Origin of the sequence: Xanthomonas arboricola pv. juglandis (assembly GCF_001013475.1) — a bacterium.
GTDB classification, from domain to species: Bacteria; Pseudomonadota; Gammaproteobacteria; order Xanthomonadales; family Xanthomonadaceae; genus Xanthomonas; species Xanthomonas arboricola.
Genome location: NZ_JZEF01000003.1, coordinates 417,557 through 433,851 on the forward strand (window position 1 = coordinate 417,557; position 16,295 = coordinate 433,851).

Genomic DNA, 16,295 nt, shown 5'->3' on the forward strand with positions numbered 1-16,295 from the left:
TGCTCAGGCCTGGCGCGCGTTGCGTTGCAGCCACGCATGTACGTCGGCAGTGCCATCGACGCGAAAGCGCGCGCTGGTCTGGGCGCGATCGCCCACCAGTACGCTCCAGCCGCCGAGGCGATTGGCCGCTTCGAAGCCGAATTCGTCGGTGAGGTCGTCGCCGACGAACACCGGCGTGCGGCCGGCGAATGCGCCGTGCTGCATCAGCTGTTCGACCGCCAGGCCCTTGTTGCTGCCTTCGGGCACGAATTCGACCACATGGTCGCCCGGTTGCAGGCGATAGCCGGAAAGCTGGGCGATTTCCTGCTGCGCGAAAGCGAGTACGTCAGGGCCGGCAAGCGGTTGCGCGCGCCAATGCAGCGCGACGCTGACGCCCTTGTCTTCGACCAGTACACCGGGATGACGGTGCGTGAGTGCGGCGGCGCGTTGGTGCAGGCCATGCAGCCACTCGGAGGTGTCCTGCGGCATCGCCGCGCGTGCAGCGATATCGCTGCGAAGTTCGTGTCCGTGCAGGCCGGCGGCCGGGAGCAGCAGCGGCGCGAACAAGGCGTCCAGTTGCGACAGCGGTCGTCCGCTGACCAGTGCCACTGCGCCATGCAGGCGGTCACTTAACTGGCCGATGGCCGCGCGTACCTCGGGCAGGAGCCGCACAGCCTCGGGGCTGTCGGCAAAGTCGATGAGGGTACCGTCCACGTCCAGAAACAATGCGCAGGCATCGTCCAGCAATGGCGGCGACGGAAGGGGGGAGTGCACGTCTGCCATCGCGCTAGTGTGCGCAAGGCGATGTGATATTCAGGTTATGCAACGGCGGCTGCCATCCCTTCTCCCATCGGGAGAAGGTGCCCCGACGGGGCGGATGAGGGTACGGGCGAAGCCTCGTGCGGTTGGAGTAACGCAGGGCTTCGCCCCGTACCCTCACCCCAACCCCTCTCCCGCGGGAGAGGGGCTAGAGCACGCTCCCGAGGGGAAAGGGGGGGGGGCAGCTTGCGCTGTTGCTCAGAAGCTATACCGCACCCGCCCATACCAATACGCGCCATTGCTGCCGATCGGCGAGAGCACGTCGTACGGCAGGTTGCCGAAGTAGGCGATGTCGTCGATGGAGCGGTCCGAGTAGTTGTCGAGAATGTTCTGGCCGCCGATCGCCAGCGTCCACTGCGTGCCCAGGTGGTACTCGGCTTCCAGGTCCAGCTGCCATTCCGCGCCATAGGTCTGGCGTGGCACGAAGCCGCCGCCGAAGTCGAACACGCGCGTGGCGCTGCCGTAGCGATTGACGCGGGTCTGCAGGTTCCAGTGTTCGTTGTTCCAGTTGGCGGCCAGCGCGGCGCGCGTGCGTGGTGCGGCATCGGTGAGCGTGTTGCTCTCCTCGACGCCGAACAGCACGTAGTCCGGGTCCAGCGCGAGCAGCTGCGCCGGGGTGCCGATGACGTTCTTCAACTCGGTCTTGGCGTAGCTGTAGGTGCCGGTCAGCAGCAGGTCGCCGCCGAAGGCATACTGGCGCCAGTTGCCGACCAGCTCGGCGCCGCGGGTGCGGGTGTCGGCGGCGTTAAGGAAATAGCTGGCGCTCTGCACGCCGGCAACGGCGAAGTTCTGCTGCACGAAGTCGGTCAGCGTGGTGCCGGTGATGTCTTCGGACAGCGCGATGCGGTCGTCGATATCGATCTGGAAGAAGTCCAGCGACAGGTCGAAGTGGTCGCCCAGCTGGCTGGTGAAGCCCAGGCTGTAATTGAGCGATTTTTCCGGCTTCAGGTCGGTGGCGCCGAGCGCGCGTGCGATCGGGTTGTTGACCGACAGCAGGCGGCCCTGGGTCAGGCGACCGGCGGCGTCATAACCGGTGGAGGTGGCTTCGTAGCCGATCTGGCTGAGCGAGGGCGCACGCACGTTGTTGGAGACCGCGCCGCGCAGCGCGAACGCCGGGGCGAAGGCATAGCGCGCGGCCAGTTTGCCGGTCCACTGGCTGCCGAAATCCTGGTAATGCTCGTAACGGCCGGCCAGGTCGGTGGAGAACTTGTCGCCGAACTGGCTGGACACGTTGGCGTAGGCGCTGGCCACGTTGCGCGACAGGTCGGCCTCGTCCTGTGGGGTCAGGCCGCCGCCAGCCTGCGAGCCGGTGGGGCGATCGGTGAACGGGCCGGCCGCATAGCTGGCCGGGTCGCCGGCATGGGTGCGGTATTGCTCGCGGCGGAATTCGGCACCCGTGCCGAAGGTGTGGGTGGCGCCGGCCGCATCGAACACGCGGGTCAGATCCAGGTTGCCCACAGTCTGCGCAAAGGCGAAATCGCCGGTCTTGAAGCGGGCGGTGCTGCCCGGGCCGAGCGAGGCGTTGAGCGAGTTGCGCAGCCGGTAGGTGAAGTCGTTGCGGCCGTAGTTGACGCTGGCGTCGTAGTCCCAATTGCCGAGCTGCCCACGCGCGCCGGCGACGACCTGCAGATCGCGGTTCTCGCCTTCGGAAATCGGGCGGTAGCCGTTGGGATAGATCTCACGCCAGTTGGCGCTGCCATCCGGGTAACGGAAGTAATTGGCGCCTTCGGTGTCGCGCTGGTTATAGGTACCGAAGGCGTAGAACTCGCCGTTGGCGCTGAAGGGCACCTTGGTGTTGAGCCAGGCGTTCAGGCCCTTGGTGGCGCCGTCGCCGAGCACGTAGTTGCGCTTGCCGGCCAGCGCCAGGTTGGCCGGGGTCTGCTCCTCGAACGACGGAATCTGGTCGAAGCCGGCGCGATTGGTTGCCTCGCGATTCTTCAGCTCCAGGCCGACCTTGAAGAAGCCGCCGTCATCGCCGAGCAGGCTGCCGACCTTGGCGCTGGCGTAGCTGGTCTGGCCATCGGTGACGCGGCGATTGATCGGCTCCACGTCGGTGTTGTAGGCGCCGAAGCTGGCTTCCAGCTCGCCACGCTCGGGGTTGTCGTCCAGGATCACGTTGATGACGCCGGCGATCGCGTCCGAGCCGTACTGCGCGCCGGCACCGTCGCGCAGCACTTCGATGCGCTTGATCGCATTGATCGGGATGGAATTGAAATCCACCGGCGTGGTGCCCTTGCCGATCTTGCTGTCGGTATTGACCAGCGCCGAAGTGTGGCGGCGCTTGCCGTTGACCAGCACCAGCACCTGGTCGGGCGAGAGCCCACGCAACTGCGCGGCGCGGATATGGTCGGCACCGCCGGAGTTGGACTGGCGCGGGAAGTTGAACGAGGGCAGCAGCGCCTGCAGCGCGCTGCCCAGCTCACCGTTGACCACGCCGGCCTTGCGGATGTCCTCGGCGGTGAGCACGTCCACCGGCACGGTCGATTCCAGCACGGTGCGGTCGCTGGCGCGGGTGCCGGTGACGATCACGGTGTCCAGCGTGGTGGCGCCGGGGGCGGCCTGCTGGGCCTGTGCATTGGCGCTCAACGCGGCGGCCACGGCCAGGCCGATGGCCGAAAGGGTGGGGCGGGTCATCTCTCTCTCCTGCGACAGCAACTGCGAACGCGCCGCGCGGTCGGCATCCGGCCGGGCAGGGCGCAAAGGGTTCGGATCGTCCACATTCATCCGGATGGAAAGATATTATCGCGTTGTTCAGGCGCGTGCGAGATGGCACAGTGCGCGCACGCCGGCATCGGCTGATGCCGGCCCTGCATGAGCCCGCCCCCGATCCGTCGTAAAAATACTCGTTGTGGAGAAGTCGATGAAGTTGCTGCCGTCCTGCCTGCTTGCCGCCATGCTGGCGCTGTCCGCCTGCGCCACCACCCCCGGCGGCGCGCCGGGTTCGACCACTGCCAGCCTGCAAGGCGATGCGGCGCGGCCGGCGGCGGCGCGCGGCTGGGTGCGCAGCGAGCTGTACTTCGGCGTGGGCGAGGAAACCGGCCCGGCCGATCGCCCGCAGACCCGCACCATCGACGAAACCCAGTGGCGCGCATTTCTGGACAAGGAAGTGACCCCACGCTTTCCCGACGGCCTGACCGTGTTCGACGCCTACGGCCAGTGGCTGTTCCGCGGCGCCAAGGAGCCGAACCGGCTGGGCACCAAGGTGCTGGTGATCCTGCATGAAGACACCCCGCAGCGGCGCAACGACATCGAGGCGATCCGCCTGGCCTGGAAGCAGGCCACCGGCCACCAGTCGGTGCTGTGGTCGCGGCAGGCGGTGGAGGTGTCGTTCTGAGTGGCGCCGCCTGGAGCGGCCGCCGAACCTGTTGTGCGGCCGCGGCGTGGGCATCGGTACCGGCGAGCGCTGCGCGTGCGGTGCAGTGATGCGCCGCATTCGTGTCTTTCCAACGGGCAGTGCCGTGCCGGGTGACCTGGCGACCCTGGCGACCCTTCGGCTTGGCTATCTGCGGCGGTTGCGTGTGGGCGCGGCCCGCGTGCTGTTGTCGACTGCGCTCACCGGCCTGTCGTTTGCGGCCGTGGCGCGCGATACCAGCGTGCAGGTGACGATCGACGCGCACACGCATGCGGCCGCCACGTTGGTCGGCGAACGCCTGCATGTGGTGTTCACCCCGGGCGGCAAGGAGCAATGGATCGACGCGAACATGGATCAGGGCGGAGGCGGCACCGGCGTGGACAGCGACGACTACAACTTCGACGGACATCCGGATCTTGCGGTGTCGGCGATGCTCGGCCAGGTCAACGAAGCGGTGCTGGTATTTGTGTTCGATCCGGCGCAACGGCGCTTTCGTGCACTGACCGCGCCCACGCGCCCGGCAGTGCAATGCGAAGGCTTCTTTAATCTGACGCCAGACACGCAGCAGCGCAGCCTGACCAGCTCCTGCCGCAGCGGGCCGATGTGGTACGCCGACGTGTATCGCTACGCCGCCGATGGGCGGCTGTATGTGGCCACGACGCAGCAGCCGATCGCCTCGCCGGACATCCAGACCTTGCTGGATCCGGGCAGCGACGATGGCATGCCGCTGTCGGTATGGCCGCGCTACGACGCGCGTGGCGTGCGGGTGTCCAGCGCAATCGGCACCACGCTGGACGCGCCGATGCCGGTGCAACTGCGCGTGCAAGTTGCGCGTCTGCCGCTATACGCCACCCCTACGACGACCAGCACCAGGCGCTATCTGGTACAGGGCGATCGGGCCGACGCGCTGGATGTCAGCGCCGACGCCACGCGGGTGCAGGTGCGCTATCGCAGCGCCAAGCGCGGCGACAGCATCGGCTGGATCGAGGTTGCTGCGGCGATGAAGTAGGGCCGTTGCTACCACGTAGCCGCCTGGCATGGAACAGACCGGCGCAATCGCGGCGACACGCTCTGATCCACCGCGCCGCTGTCGCACGTGCGGAGCAGCGGCTACCATCGGGCGATCCCCACGCTTCCTGGCTCCCATGTCGGCCCCTTCCTCGCGTATTGCGGCATCGCCGCGCTGGTTCGTCGCCGGCGACCTCAATGGCTTCTTCGGCCTGGTCGTCGACAATCTCTCCATCCTCGGTTTCATCGCGATGGCATTGGTCGGAATGTTCCAGTTCCCGGCCGAGGTGGTGTTCGGGCGCATGTTTCCCGGCACCGCGTTCGGCGTGCTGGTGGGCAACCTGCTCTACACCTTGATGGCGCGGCGGCTGGCCGCACGCACCGGGCGCGACGACGTCACCGCGATGCCGCTCGGCCTGGATGCGCCGACCAGCATCGGCATGGCGCTGTTGGTGCTGGGCCCGGCGTTCGTCGGCTTCAAGGCACAGGGACTGGACCCGCAGGCGGCTGCCATCGCCACCTGGAAACTCGGCATGGCCGCGTTGGTGGTGATGGGCCTGCTCAAGCTGGTGCTGTCGTTCGTCGGCGAGGCGGTCACGCGCGCGCTGCCGCGCGCGGCCTTGCTGGGTTCCATCGCCGGCATCGCGCTGGTGTTAATGGGCTTGCTGCCGCTGCTGGAAACCCTGCGTTCGCCGGTGGCCGGCTTCGTCACCCTGGGCCTGCTGCTGTACGTGCTGCTGGCCAAGGGCCGGTTGCCGACCAAGTTGCCCGGCGTGCTGGTGGCTTTCGTGATCGGCACTGCGTTGTATTACGGCCTGGGACTGGCCGGCCTGGGCGCACCGGGCTTCGCGGTGCCGGAATGGACGCCGCCGCAGATCGTGTTGCCGCTGCCGAACCTGGGCTTCATCGACGGCCTGCCCGCCACGCTGGCGTACTTGCCGCTGCTGCTGCCGTTTGGCCTGTTGATGGTGGTGGGCGGCATCAATGTCAGCGAGAGCGCACGCGCCGCGGGCGATGACTATCGCACCCGCGACATCCTGCTGGTGGAAGCCCTGGCGACGCTGGTCGCAGGCGTGTGCGGCGGGGTGGCGCAGACCACGCCCTACATCGGCCAGCCGGCCTACAAGCACATGGGTGCGCGCTCCGGTTACACGCTGCTGACCGGACTGTTCGTCGGCATCGGCGGCATGCTGGGTGTGATCTCCGGGTTGGTGCAATGGCTGCCGCTGGCGGTGCTGGCGCCGATCATCGTGTACGTGTCGATCGACATCACCACGCAGGCGTTCCAGGCCACGCCCAGGCAGCACGCCGGTGCGATGGTGCTGGGCTTTCTGCCATCGGTGGCGTACCTGCTGACCATCAAGGCACCGGGCTGGATTCCGCCGGATCAACTGATCGCACTGACCACCAAGCTCGATGGGCATGGCCTGCCGGAGCTGGCGGTGATCTTCGCGTTGGGCAATGGTTTCATCATCACCGCGATGCTGTGGATCGCCGCCGTGGCGGCGATGATCGATGGCCGCCTGCGCCGTGGCGCGGTGTTCCTGCTGGTGGCCGCGGGGCTGACGCTGTTCGGCCTGATCCATTCGGTGGACCCGCGCGGCGGCATCTATCTGCCATGGTCGCTGCACGGCCTGGCGCGCGTGATCAGCTGGCAGTTCGTGGGTGCCTATGTCGCGCTGGCGGTGACCCTGCTGCTGCTCTCGCTGCTGCCCGCACGCAAGGAGGCAGTGCAATGACATCCTGCTCCAGCGTGTTGCGGGTGGTCATCGGTGGCGCGCTGCTGCTTGGCGCCGGCAGTGCCTGGGCGGCCTCGTTCGATTGCAAGCAGGCCAGCACGGCGGTCGAAAAACGGCTGTGCGCGGTGCCGGCGCTGGGTAGTCTGGACGATCAGCTGGACGAGTCCTATCGGGCGCTGCTGGAAAGCACGCCGCGTGGCGCGGTCGCAGGCGTGCGTGATCAGCAACGCGCCTGGCTGCGGCAGCGCAATGCCTGCGCGCAGGACGCCAAGCTGGATGACTGCCTGCAACGCACATTGACGGCCAGGGCCGATGTGCTGGCCAAGGCGCTCGTTGCGCAGCAACAGGCGCTGGATCGCATCATCGCCTTGATTCCCACTGCGCCTGCCGAGGCCGCGCGCCAGTTGCAGGGCTACGACACGCCGCTGGCTTCGGCGTGGCTGGCGTATCTGCATCAATTTGTCCCCGCCGCGGGCGTGGATGCGAAGCTGGCGAGTGCGCGGTTTGAAAGTGCACGCAAGGCGCTGCGCAAGGGCGACGACTTCGCCGCATCCTTGCTCGACGATGTGGAGGGCGTGCCCGCCATGCAGGCGCAGGAACGCGTACTGACATTGCTGCGGATGTGGATCGAACGCGACGACAGCGATCAGCGCCCGTACGTGCATTGCTTCATCTTCGCTGCAGTGGGGGAGCCGGCGTACGATGCGTTCGGCTCGTTGTATGGCTCCAGCCGCGACGGGTTCGCGCCGATCTGCCAGCCGCCGGGCGGTCTGTTTGCATTGGCCAGCTGGAAGCAGCTGGATGCCGGCTTCGACGGGTTGATCGAGGCCCTGAGCAAGGACGCCGGCACCATTCGCTATGCCAGTTACGCCGAGTGGAAAATCATCGCGCTACGGGCGTCGGTGTCGCCATTGCTGTACCTGACACCGGCGTTGCGCAAGCGCTACGGCGAGGATCCGGACAAGGCGATTGCCGCCTGGACCGGGGAAGACAGCGACTGGCCGGCGGCACAGCGCAAGGCCGTGCGCGCGTTGCTGCCGAAGGTGCGCGCCGACACTGCCGCATGGCTGGTGCGCGAGAAGCGCCTGCCTGCGAAACAGGCCGAGCAGGCGGCCGCCGCGATCGTGGCGGCTTGGGTGAACGCGCGGCTGGATTTCGCAAGCTGAGAGCGGCGGAGACAGCCACTCGCGGCCATCGGGCGGGCGGCGTTGTCGTTTGATGCGGCAACGCTGGGCGTTCTGGTTCGAGCATTGGCGATGTGGGTGAGCCAAAGCCAAACCAGAGCTAGAGCTAGATGCGATCTGCGGCCTGGCTGCAGGGCCCTCGCCCGCCCACCATCGCAGGACACGCCGCAAGTACGTCCATGTAGGCTCTTACGCGGCATCCATGCCGCGTAAGGTCCCGCGACGGTGGGCGGGCAAGGACCCGTCGAGATAGTCGGTGTGCACGGTAAGAGCAGTGCCTGGTGCGCGTTGTTCGGAGCGTCGTGCGTCCGAAAATCTTTCCATCACAAGCTGCGAAACAAGTCTTCAAGAAAGCAGCCGACCAACTTCCTGGTGCGGTGTCCTTGCCGGTTGCGGGACCCTTGGCGGCATGAATGCCGCCAAGGAGCCTCCATGGACGGATTCACGGCGTGTCCCGCAAGCGGCGAGGGCACCGCGCACTCGACCAACTCGGCTTTGGAACGTCCAGGTGCTGCTGAAGCTCAAGCGCTCGGTCGCCTTGGAAGGTATTAAGCGGTGCGAATGCGTCGACTGTAGAGCAGACGATGTGTGGCTTGGCTGCAGGGCCCTTGCCCGCCCGCCATCGCAGGACACGCCGCAAGTACGTCCTTGTAGGCTCTTACGCGGCATCCATGCCGCGTAAGGTCCCGCGACGGTGGGCGGGCAAGGACCAGTCGAGATGGTCGGTGTGCATGGTTGCAAGCGGTGCATGGCATGCGCTGGTCGGAGTGGTGTGCGTCGACCAGCGTCTGAGCACGCCACCGCAAGCGGAGCGACAGGTAGGCTTTCAACAAAGCAGTCGACCAACTTCCTGGTGCGGTGTCCTTGCCGGTTGCGGGACCCTTGGCGGCATGAATGCCGCCAAGGAGCCTCCATGGACGGATTCACGGCGTGTCCCGCAAGCGGTGAGGGCATCGCGCCCCTCGATCACTGAGTTGTGACTGCATCGGACTTCGCTGCGCGCGTGATCGGTTCGCAATGAGGAGGTTGGTCACGCGTATGTCGTTGCCAGTTCTAGCGCTGCAGCCAGCGTTTCCTGCCGGAGGCAGGCATCCTCGCGTGCCAATCGCCCTTGTGCGATGCACATGGTCTGCTTGATCGCGTCATCGCCGCACATCGATGGAACCACCGCGATATCTCGTTGTCACACTCTGGATGTTGTCGATGTAAGGAGTTCCACGATGCAATCCAAGTCTTCGCGTTGGCCGTGGCTGCTGGCGGTGCCGGTGGTGGCTGGCGCCGCCTGGTGGCTATTCAGCGGGTCACCCACGGCGCCGGGCGCGTTGCCTGCGCCGATCAGCCAGACCGCCAGCGCCGTGGCAGCGGCGGTGACCCCTGCGCCGCCGGCACCGGCCGGGCCGCGGCATCCGGTGCAGCAGCCCTCGGCCGATGCCGCCGACGCTGCGATTCCTGCGCTGGCACAGAGCGATGCCGCTGCGTGGCAGGCCTTGCTGGGACTGGTGCAGGACGATGGCGCCTTGTCGATCGTGCTGCGCAAGCACCTGATCGAACGCGTGGTGGTGATGATCGACAATCTCACCCAGCCCAGCATCAGCCGTCGCGCCTCGGTGCTGCAGCCGGTGGCGGGCGAATTCGTAGTGTCCGATGCCGGCGGGAGTGTGGTGATCGATCAGGCCAATGCGGCGCGGTATGCGCCTTACGTGGCGGCGTTCACCCAGGCGGATGCGCAGGCGCTGGTGCGCAGTTATGTGCGTTTCTATCCGCTGTTCCAGCAGGCCTATGCCGATCTTGGTGCGCCGGACCGCTACTTCAACGACCGCGTGATCGACGTGATCGATCATCTATTGCGCACGCCCGACCCGGTACAGCCGATCAAGGTGCAGCGCGACGAGCGTGGCCGTTATCGTTTTGTCGATCCCGCGTTGGAGTCGCTGTCGGTCGGTCAAAAAGCGCTGCTGCGGTTGGGGCCTGCGCAAGCGGCTGCAGTGAAGGCGCAGTTGCAGCGGATCCGGACGGCGTTGCTGCAGGGACGCTGACGCGGCGTGTGATGATGTGAGGAGAAGGCCGCCCGAATGCGGCCTTGCATGCATGGATGCAGCGTCGTGCGCCAGCCCAGCATGGCAACAACGCAACTTCGGCGGCACGCGATGCCTCACGCGCCGCCTTCGCTTACGCCGCATCCAGCTCCGGATAGTGGCGGAAGATGCCATTGGTATTGAACGCCACGCGTCGTTCGGAGGCCAGATAGGCCGCGATGCGGGGGCGGGCGGCCACGCGCTGCTGCAAGGCCTTCAGGCCGGGAAGATCGGCTGACAGCGTCTTCATGCGCTTGGGGAACATGTATTCCAGCCCGTTGATCAGCTGAAACAACGACAGATCCACATAGGAATGCGTGCCAAGCACATGCGTGCCGCCGGCCTGTTGCAGCACCTGCTCGAAGTGGCGCAGGAACTTGGGCAGGCGGTTGTCGCGCAGATCCTTGGCGCGCTTGGCTGCCTCGGCTTTCTGGTCTTCGTAATACAGGCCGGTGGCGATCGGATGATGGCTGTCGTGCACCTCGGCCACCAGGTCGGCGATGGTCAGCTGCAACTGCAATGCCTGGATGCGCTGTGCGTCCGGGTCCGGCACCAGCTGCAGTTGCGGTCCGATGACATGCAGGATCGCCGCAACCTGCGCAACCACCGTGTCGCCGGCCTTGAGGAAGGGCGGCGCGAACGGCTGCGCGCCGGCCTGGTGGCCTTCCAGAAAGGCATTCATCACCTCATCGCCTTCGACACGCGCCACGTCGGTGTAGTCGGCGCCGGCGTCTTCCAGTGCGAGCCGGACGAATTCGCCGCGGCCCTGCAGGCCGGTCCAGTAGTAGAGCTGATAGTGCATGCGCTGCTCCGCGATCGATGGCGCTACAGCGTAGAAACCGCGTGGCTAGGCGGGCGTGATCGAAGCGTCAGCCGGCTGTGACCCGATATCGTCGTGCGGTTGCGCCAGCAACCAGGCCAGCTTGCGCGCGCGCGGTTGCTGCTTGAGCTGCCACTCTGCGCGCGAGGCGGTGGCGCGGTCCGCATACGGATGGCTGGCAAGCAGTTCCAGCGGCGGGTTTGCACGGGTATAGCGCGCGCCGGTCCCGCGCTGATGCGCCTGGAAGCGCCGTTCCAGATCGTTGGTGATGCCAGCGTAATAGCTGCCGTTGCGACATAGCAGCAGATAGAGGTGCCAGGGCTTGGGTGCATCCATGGGCCCATTATCGCCATTGGCCTGGTGTCGTGTGCAGCGATGGTCTTGGCGAGCGCTGGGCAGGGACGGTCGACACGCGGCGGCGCGTGAGTGAATAACCACCTAAACATTGGTTATTTGACGCTCGCGGCCGCTGCAAACAGCATGCGCTACTGCGTTGCAGCGCCGTGTCGGCCTGCGCTGCGGCCGGGTCGCCGTGCATGCATGGCGACCGCCAATTCGCAAGAAATCTCCCCACGCTGCTGCACGACAGCCGACGCCACGAAAGGACGTACATGCCTGCGCGACACCGGACCTCTGCAAGGATCCTCGCTGCTTCGAGATGGTTGGTCAGGCCGCAGGTGCTGGCGTGGAGTCTGGCGTGGGCATGTGCGCCGGTGCTGGCCGATGAAGTGGGCGAGGCTGCTGCGACGCCGGAGCACGCCGCGCAGACCCTGGGCGCGGTCACGGTGACCGCCACGCGCCGCGAAACCACCTTGCAGCAGGCGCCGGTGGCGGTGTCGGTGGTGCAGGGCGAGACGCTGGAGCGCGAAAACCGCAACAGCGTGGCCGACCTGCCGGCGCTGGTGCCCAGCCTGAGCTTTCGCAACGGTGCCTCCAACAAGGACACCTCGTTGTTCCTGCGTGGCGTGGGCACCATTTCCACCTCGCCAGGGGTCGAGCCCAGTGTGGCGACGGTGATCGACGGCGTGGTGCTGGGGCGTCCGGGCCAGGCCACGCTGGACCTGCTCGATGTCGAGCGCATCGAGGTCCTGCGGGGGCCGCAGGGCACCTTGTTCGGCAAGAATGCCTCGGCCGGCGTGCTCAATATCGTCAGCAAGCCGGCGCCGGAGCTGTTCGGTGGCTATGTGGATTACTCGCACTTCGGTGGCGGCGACGAAGACCGCGTGCGTGCCAGCGTCGGCGGCACGCTGGTGCCGGAGCTGCTCAAGGCCAGCGTGTCGGCGTTGTGGGCCGACTACGGCGGCAACGTGCGCAACGTGGCCGACGGCCAGACCGTCAACGGCTACCGGCGCGCCGGCGCGCGCTTGCGGCTGGACCTGAGCCCGAACCCTGGCTTGAACGCGACGTTGCTCGCCGACTACCTGCAATCGCACAGCGACGCGCCCAGCGGTGTGGTGGTGGACAGCACGCGTACCGACTTCGCCGCGGCGCTGGCACCGGCCATCGCCAGGGACGACAACCGCCAGATCAACAGCGATTACCGCACGTATCTGGACGACATCAACAAGGGCGCCTCGCTGCAGCTGGACCAGCAACTCGGCGATGCGCTGCTGACCTCGATCAGCGCGTGGCGGCAGTGGGACAACACCCAGTTCCAGGATGGCGATCGCACCGCGCAACGCAGCGCGGCGTTTCCTGCCTCGCACGACCGTGGCGACCTGGGCTACACGCAATATTCGCAGGAAGTGCGCATCCAGACCCCGCGCGACCGTGCGGTGGAAGCAGTCGCCGGGCTGTATTACCTGCATGCGCGCAATGACGAAACCTACCGCCGCACGGTGACGACGCCCACCGCCAGCAGCGTGGGCGTGGCCGATTACGCCACCCGCGCGGAAACCTATGCCGCCTTCGGCGAGGCCACCTGGCATTGGCGCCCGGATCTGCGTGCGCTGCTGGGCGCGCGCTTCACCCGCGACACGCTCGACTACCGGCATCAGCGCGTGTCCAGCTCGGCAACCGCAGTCACCGGCATCCAGCCGTCCACCGCAAGCAGCGGCAGCACCGCAGAAAACGGCGTGTCCGGCCGCGCCGGCCTGCAATACGACGTCGATGCGCGGACCACCGGTTACATCACCTATTCGCGCGGCTACAAGGGCCCGGCTTACAACGTGTTCTTCAATATGCAGCCGCGCGATACGCCGGCGCTGAAACCGGAGACCTCCAATGCCTGGGAGCTGGGCCTGAAGGCGCGCGCCCTGGACGATCGCCTCAGTGCGAATGTGGCGCTGTTCCATACCGAATACACCAACTACCAGGCCAACTTCTTCGACACCGTGGCCGGGCAGGTGGTGACGCGCCTGATCAACGCCGGGCAGGTGCGCACGCAGGGCCTGGAACTGGATCTGGACTACCGGCCCACCGAGCGGCTCAGCCTGGCCGCCTCGCTGGCCTACACGCAGGCGCGCATCCAGCGGTTTGCCTGCCCCACCGCAGCGGCGGCCAACTGCAATGTCGATGGCCGGCCGTTGCCGTTTTCGCCGGACTGGAAGGGCAATCTGCGTGCTGGTTACCGGGTGCCGTTGCGCGGCAGCCTGGCGCTGGAATTCAACGGCGACGTGAGCTGGCAGGACAGCGTGCAGTACGACCTCAGCCAGACCCCGCAGACCATCCAGGGCCCGTACGCGATCTGGAATGCCAGCATCGCGCTTGCCGACGATGTGCATGGCTGGCGGTTGGCGGTGCTTGGCCGCAATCTCGGCGACCGCTCATACGCCCCGTTGCTGGCCAATGCCACCGGCAACGTGTTCCGGCTGGTGCCGCGCGACGACCAGCGCTATGTCGGGCTGCAACTGCACAAGGATTTTTGACGATGTCCGTGATGTTTGTTGATGCTGATTCGAGTAATGCAGGCGCACCGCACGGTGGGCTGCGATGAGCGCTGCACGACAGCTCTCGCTCGGTGCGTTCCTGATGGCCACCGGCCACCACGTGGCCGCCTGGCGGCACCCGCAGGCCAGTGCCGACCCGCTGGTGTTCGACCATTATCGCGAGATGGTGCGCATCGCCGAAGCCGCCAAGTTCGATGCGGTGTTCGTGGCCGACAGCCTGGCTGCGGCGGGTGGGCCGGTGGCGTCGCGGATGGCGCGCTCCAGCCTGTTCGAACCGCTCACGCTGCTGAGCGCGTTGGCGGTGGTGAGCGAGCGCATCGGCCTGATCGCCACCATGACCACCAGCTACAACGAGCCGTATCACGTGGCGCGCAAGTTCGCCTCGCTGGATCATCTGTCCGGTGGGCGTGCCGGCTGGAATCTGGTCACCTCCGATGCCGCCGACGAAGCATTGAACTTCAACCGCGACGCGCATTACGTGCATGCCGAGCGCTATGCGCGGGCGCGCGAATTCCAGCAGGTGGTCGCGGGGCTGTGGGACAGCTGGGACGACGATGCCTTCATCGCCGACACCGCTGCGGGCGTGCACTACGATCCGGCGCGGCTGCATGTGCTGGATCATCGCGGTGCGCACTTCCAGGTCCGCGGCCCGCTGAACATCGCGCGTGCGCCGCAGGGGCATCCGGTGCTGGTGCAGGCGGGCTCGTCCGAGCCCGGGCGCGCGCTGGCTGCGGAAACCGCCGAGGTGGTGTTCACCGCGCAATCGTCGCTGGCCAAGGCGCGGGCGTTCTATGCCGACATCAAGGGGCGGCTGGAACAGTTCGGGCGCGCGCGCGATGCGTTGAAGGTGATGCCGGGTGTGTTCATCGTGGTCGGGCAGAGCCAGGCCGAGGCGCAGGACAAGTTCGCGCAGTTCCAGGAGCTGGTGGAGCCGGAGGTCGGCATTGCGCTGCTGTCGCGCATGCTGGGCAACTTCGATCTGTCCGGCTATCCGCCCGATGGCCCGTTGCCGGAATTGCCGCTCACCGAAACCGGCCAGCGCAGCCGCCAGCAGTTGTTCACCGAGCTGGCCGGACAGGAGCAACTGAGCATTGCCCAGCTCGGTCGGCGCATCGCCGGCGGACGCGGGCACTACAGCCTGATCGGCACGCCGACACAGATTGCCGACGAGCTGCAGGCCTGGTTCGAAGGCGGGGCCGCGGACGGTTTCAACGTGCTGGTGCCACATCTGCCCGGCGGCCTGGCCGATGTGGCCACGCACGTGGTGCCCGAGCTGCAGCGGCGTGGACTGTTCCGGCGTGAATATGCAGGACGCACCCTGCGCGATCATCTGGGGCTGGCACGCCCCGTCAATCGCTTCAGCGCACGCTGACTCACCGGATACCCTGATGACCTATCTCGCACATCCCGATCGTTACGACCGCATCGCCTACCGCCGTGTCGGCCGCAGCGGCCTTGTCCTGCCTGCGCTGTCGCTGGGCCTGTGGCACAACTTCGGCGACAGCACACCGATCGACACGCAGCGCGCATTGCTGCGGACCGCCTTCGACCTGGGCATCACCCATTTCGATCTGGCCAACAATTACGGCCCGCCGTATGGCAGCGCGGAAATCAACTTCGGCCGCCTGCTGCGTGAAAACTTCAAGCCGTATCGCGATGAATTGATCCTCTCCACCAAGGCCGGCTGGGACATGTGGCCGGGTCCGTACGGGCAGGGCGGCAGTTCGCGCAAATACCTGCTGTCCAGCCTGGATCAGAGCCTGCAGCGGCTGGGCGTGGACTACGTGGACATCTTCTACTCGCACCGCTTCGATGCGGACACGCCGCTGGAAGAGACCGCCGGCGCATTGGCCAGCGCGGTGCAGCAGGGCAAGGCGCTGTATGTGGGCGTGTCGTCGTATTCGGCGGCGCGCACGCGCGAGATCGCCGCGTTGCTGCGCGAGTGGAAGGTGCCGCTGCTGATCCACCAGCCGGCCTACAACCTGTTCAATCGCTGGGCCGAGCACGAGCTGTTCGATGCGACCGACGAGGTCGGCGCCGGGGTGATTGCATTCACGCCACTGGCGCAGGGCCTGTTGACCGGCAAGTACCTCAATGGCGTACCCGGCGACGCGCGCGTGAATCGTCCCGGTGGCGACTCGCTGCGGCCGGAACATCTGTCCGAGGCCAACCTGCAGCGCGCACGTGGGCTGGATGCGATCGCGCAGCGGCGTGGGCAGAGTCTGGCGCAGCTGGCCCTGGCCTGGGTGCTGCGCGACCCGCGGGTGAGCTCGGCACTGCTGGGCGCCAGCCGCCCGGAGCAGTTGATCGAAAACGTCGCGGCCTTGCAGACGCCCGAGTTCAGTGCGGACGAGTTGGCCGAGATCGACCGCTTTGCGGTCGAAGGTGGCGTCAACCTCTGGGAAAAACCGTCCACCGATTGGCAATGAGG

12 protein-coding genes are annotated in these 16,295 nt (G+C 66.8%); 8 read left to right on the forward strand and 4 right to left on the reverse strand.

What is annotated here, in order from left to right; all coding sequences use genetic code 11:
• Nucleotides 1–3: 3 nt before the first annotated feature.
• Together otsB and XARJCFBP2528_RS12630 are read right to left on the reverse strand one after the other, a co-directional pair.
• Nucleotides 4–762, reverse strand: coding sequence for a trehalose-phosphatase (gene otsB, locus XARJCFBP2528_RS12625; protein WP_026064067.1), 759 nt, complete (start codon nucleotides 760–762; stop codon nucleotides 4–6).
• 234 nt (nucleotides 763–996) lie between these two features.
• Nucleotides 997–3,432: a TonB-dependent receptor plug domain-containing protein gene (locus XARJCFBP2528_RS12630; RefSeq protein WP_047124838.1), complete on the reverse strand. Its 2,436-nt coding sequence runs from the start codon at nucleotides 3,430–3,432 to the stop codon at nucleotides 997–999.
• 226 nt (nucleotides 3,433–3,658) lie between these two features.
• On the opposite strand from XARJCFBP2528_RS12630, the gene XARJCFBP2528_RS12635 reads away from it, so the two are divergent.
• The 5 genes from XARJCFBP2528_RS12635 (at nucleotide 3,659) to XARJCFBP2528_RS12655 (ending at nucleotide 10,117) form a co-directional block, all read left to right on the forward strand.
• Nucleotides 3,659–4,132: a DUF3574 domain-containing protein gene (locus tag XARJCFBP2528_RS12635; RefSeq protein ID WP_016901292.1), complete on the forward strand. Its 474-nt coding sequence runs from the start codon at nucleotides 3,659–3,661 to the stop codon at nucleotides 4,130–4,132.
• A gap of 88 nt (nucleotides 4,133–4,220) precedes the next feature.
• On the forward strand, nucleotides 4,221–5,159 hold the full coding sequence (locus XARJCFBP2528_RS12640; protein WP_230673898.1) for an XAC2610-related protein: 939 nt from the start codon (nucleotides 4,221–4,223) through the stop codon (nucleotides 5,157–5,159).
• A 136-nt stretch (nucleotides 5,160–5,295) separates the two neighbouring features.
• Nucleotides 5,296–6,897 carry a SulP family inorganic anion transporter gene (locus XARJCFBP2528_RS12645; protein ID WP_016901296.1) on the forward strand — a complete coding sequence of 534 codons (1,602 nt, stop codon included), beginning with the start codon at nucleotides 5,296–5,298 and terminating at the stop codon, nucleotides 6,895–6,897.
• Nucleotides 6,894–8,063 carry a lysozyme inhibitor LprI family protein gene (locus XARJCFBP2528_RS12650; protein WP_016901298.1) on the forward strand — a complete coding sequence of 390 codons (1,170 nt, stop codon included), beginning with the start codon at nucleotides 6,894–6,896 and terminating at the stop codon, nucleotides 8,061–8,063. The genes XARJCFBP2528_RS12645 and XARJCFBP2528_RS12650 overlap by 4 nt, the downstream gene beginning before the upstream one ends.
• Before the next feature lie 1,238 nt (nucleotides 8,064–9,301).
• Nucleotides 9,302–10,117, forward strand: a complete 816-nt coding sequence (locus XARJCFBP2528_RS12655; RefSeq protein ID WP_016901300.1) for a DUF3014 domain-containing protein — start codon at nucleotides 9,302–9,304, stop codon at nucleotides 10,115–10,117.
• 133 nt (nucleotides 10,118–10,250) lie between these two features.
• Here XARJCFBP2528_RS12655 and XARJCFBP2528_RS12660 read toward each other — a convergent pair whose 3' ends face one another.
• Nucleotides 10,251–10,958 carry a glutathione S-transferase gene (locus XARJCFBP2528_RS12660; RefSeq protein WP_016901305.1) on the reverse strand — a complete coding sequence of 236 codons (708 nt, stop codon included), beginning with the start codon at nucleotides 10,956–10,958 and terminating at the stop codon, nucleotides 10,251–10,253.
• Between the two features lie 45 nt (nucleotides 10,959–11,003).
• Nucleotides 11,004–11,312, reverse strand: a complete 309-nt coding sequence (locus XARJCFBP2528_RS12665) for a GIY-YIG nuclease family protein (RefSeq protein ID WP_016901307.1) — start codon at nucleotides 11,310–11,312, stop codon at nucleotides 11,004–11,006.
• 275 nt (nucleotides 11,313–11,587) lie between these two features.
• Between XARJCFBP2528_RS12665 and XARJCFBP2528_RS12670 the strand changes: the two genes are divergently transcribed.
• The 3 genes from XARJCFBP2528_RS12670 to mgrA all read left to right on the forward strand — a co-directional run bounded on the left by XARJCFBP2528_RS12670 (nucleotide 11,588) and on the right by mgrA (nucleotide 16,293).
• Nucleotides 11,588–13,843, forward strand: a complete 2,256-nt coding sequence (locus XARJCFBP2528_RS12670) for a TonB-dependent receptor (protein WP_232618356.1) — start codon at nucleotides 11,588–11,590, stop codon at nucleotides 13,841–13,843.
• 64 nt (nucleotides 13,844–13,907) lie between these two features.
• Complete coding sequence (locus XARJCFBP2528_RS12675; RefSeq protein ID WP_039812351.1) at nucleotides 13,908–15,236, forward strand: LLM class flavin-dependent oxidoreductase; 1,329 nt, start codon at nucleotides 13,908–13,910, stop codon at nucleotides 15,234–15,236.
• Nucleotides 15,237–15,252: 16 nt separating this feature from the next.
• Nucleotides 15,253–16,293, forward strand: coding sequence for an L-glyceraldehyde 3-phosphate reductase (gene mgrA / locus XARJCFBP2528_RS12680; protein WP_047124764.1), 1,041 nt, complete (start codon nucleotides 15,253–15,255; stop codon nucleotides 16,291–16,293).
• The last annotated feature ends 2 nt before the right edge of the window (nucleotides 16,294–16,295 follow it).

Bases quoted from the DNA above. Each gene is read 5' to 3' on its own strand.
- otsB (WP_026064067.1), bottom strand. From the start codon at position 762: ATGGCAGACGTGCACTCCCCCCTTCCGTCGCCGCCATTGCTGGACGAT.
- XARJCFBP2528_RS12630 (WP_047124838.1), bottom strand. From the start codon at position 3,432: ATGACCCGCCCCACCCTTTCGGCCATCGGCCTGGCCGTGGCCGCCGCG.
- XARJCFBP2528_RS12635 (WP_016901292.1), top strand. From the start codon at position 3,659: ATGAAGTTGCTGCCGTCCTGCCTGCTTGCCGCCATGCTGGCGCTGTCC.
- XARJCFBP2528_RS12640 (WP_230673898.1), top strand. From the start codon at position 4,221: ATGCGCCGCATTCGTGTCTTTCCAACGGGCAGTGCCGTGCCGGGTGAC.
- XARJCFBP2528_RS12645 (WP_016901296.1), top strand. From the start codon at position 5,296: ATGTCGGCCCCTTCCTCGCGTATTGCGGCATCGCCGCGCTGGTTCGTC.
- XARJCFBP2528_RS12650 (WP_016901298.1), top strand. From the start codon at position 6,894: ATGACATCCTGCTCCAGCGTGTTGCGGGTGGTCATCGGTGGCGCGCTG.
- XARJCFBP2528_RS12655 (WP_016901300.1), top strand. From the start codon at position 9,302: ATGCAATCCAAGTCTTCGCGTTGGCCGTGGCTGCTGGCGGTGCCGGTG.
- XARJCFBP2528_RS12660 (WP_016901305.1), bottom strand. From the start codon at position 10,958: ATGCACTATCAGCTCTACTACTGGACCGGCCTGCAGGGCCGCGGCGAA.
- XARJCFBP2528_RS12665 (WP_016901307.1), bottom strand. From the start codon at position 11,312: ATGGATGCACCCAAGCCCTGGCACCTCTATCTGCTGCTATGTCGCAAC.
- XARJCFBP2528_RS12670 (WP_232618356.1), top strand. From the start codon at position 11,588: ATGCCTGCGCGACACCGGACCTCTGCAAGGATCCTCGCTGCTTCGAGA.
- XARJCFBP2528_RS12675 (WP_039812351.1), top strand. From the start codon at position 13,908: ATGAGCGCTGCACGACAGCTCTCGCTCGGTGCGTTCCTGATGGCCACC.
- mgrA (WP_047124764.1), top strand. From the start codon at position 15,253: ATGACCTATCTCGCACATCCCGATCGTTACGACCGCATCGCCTACCGC.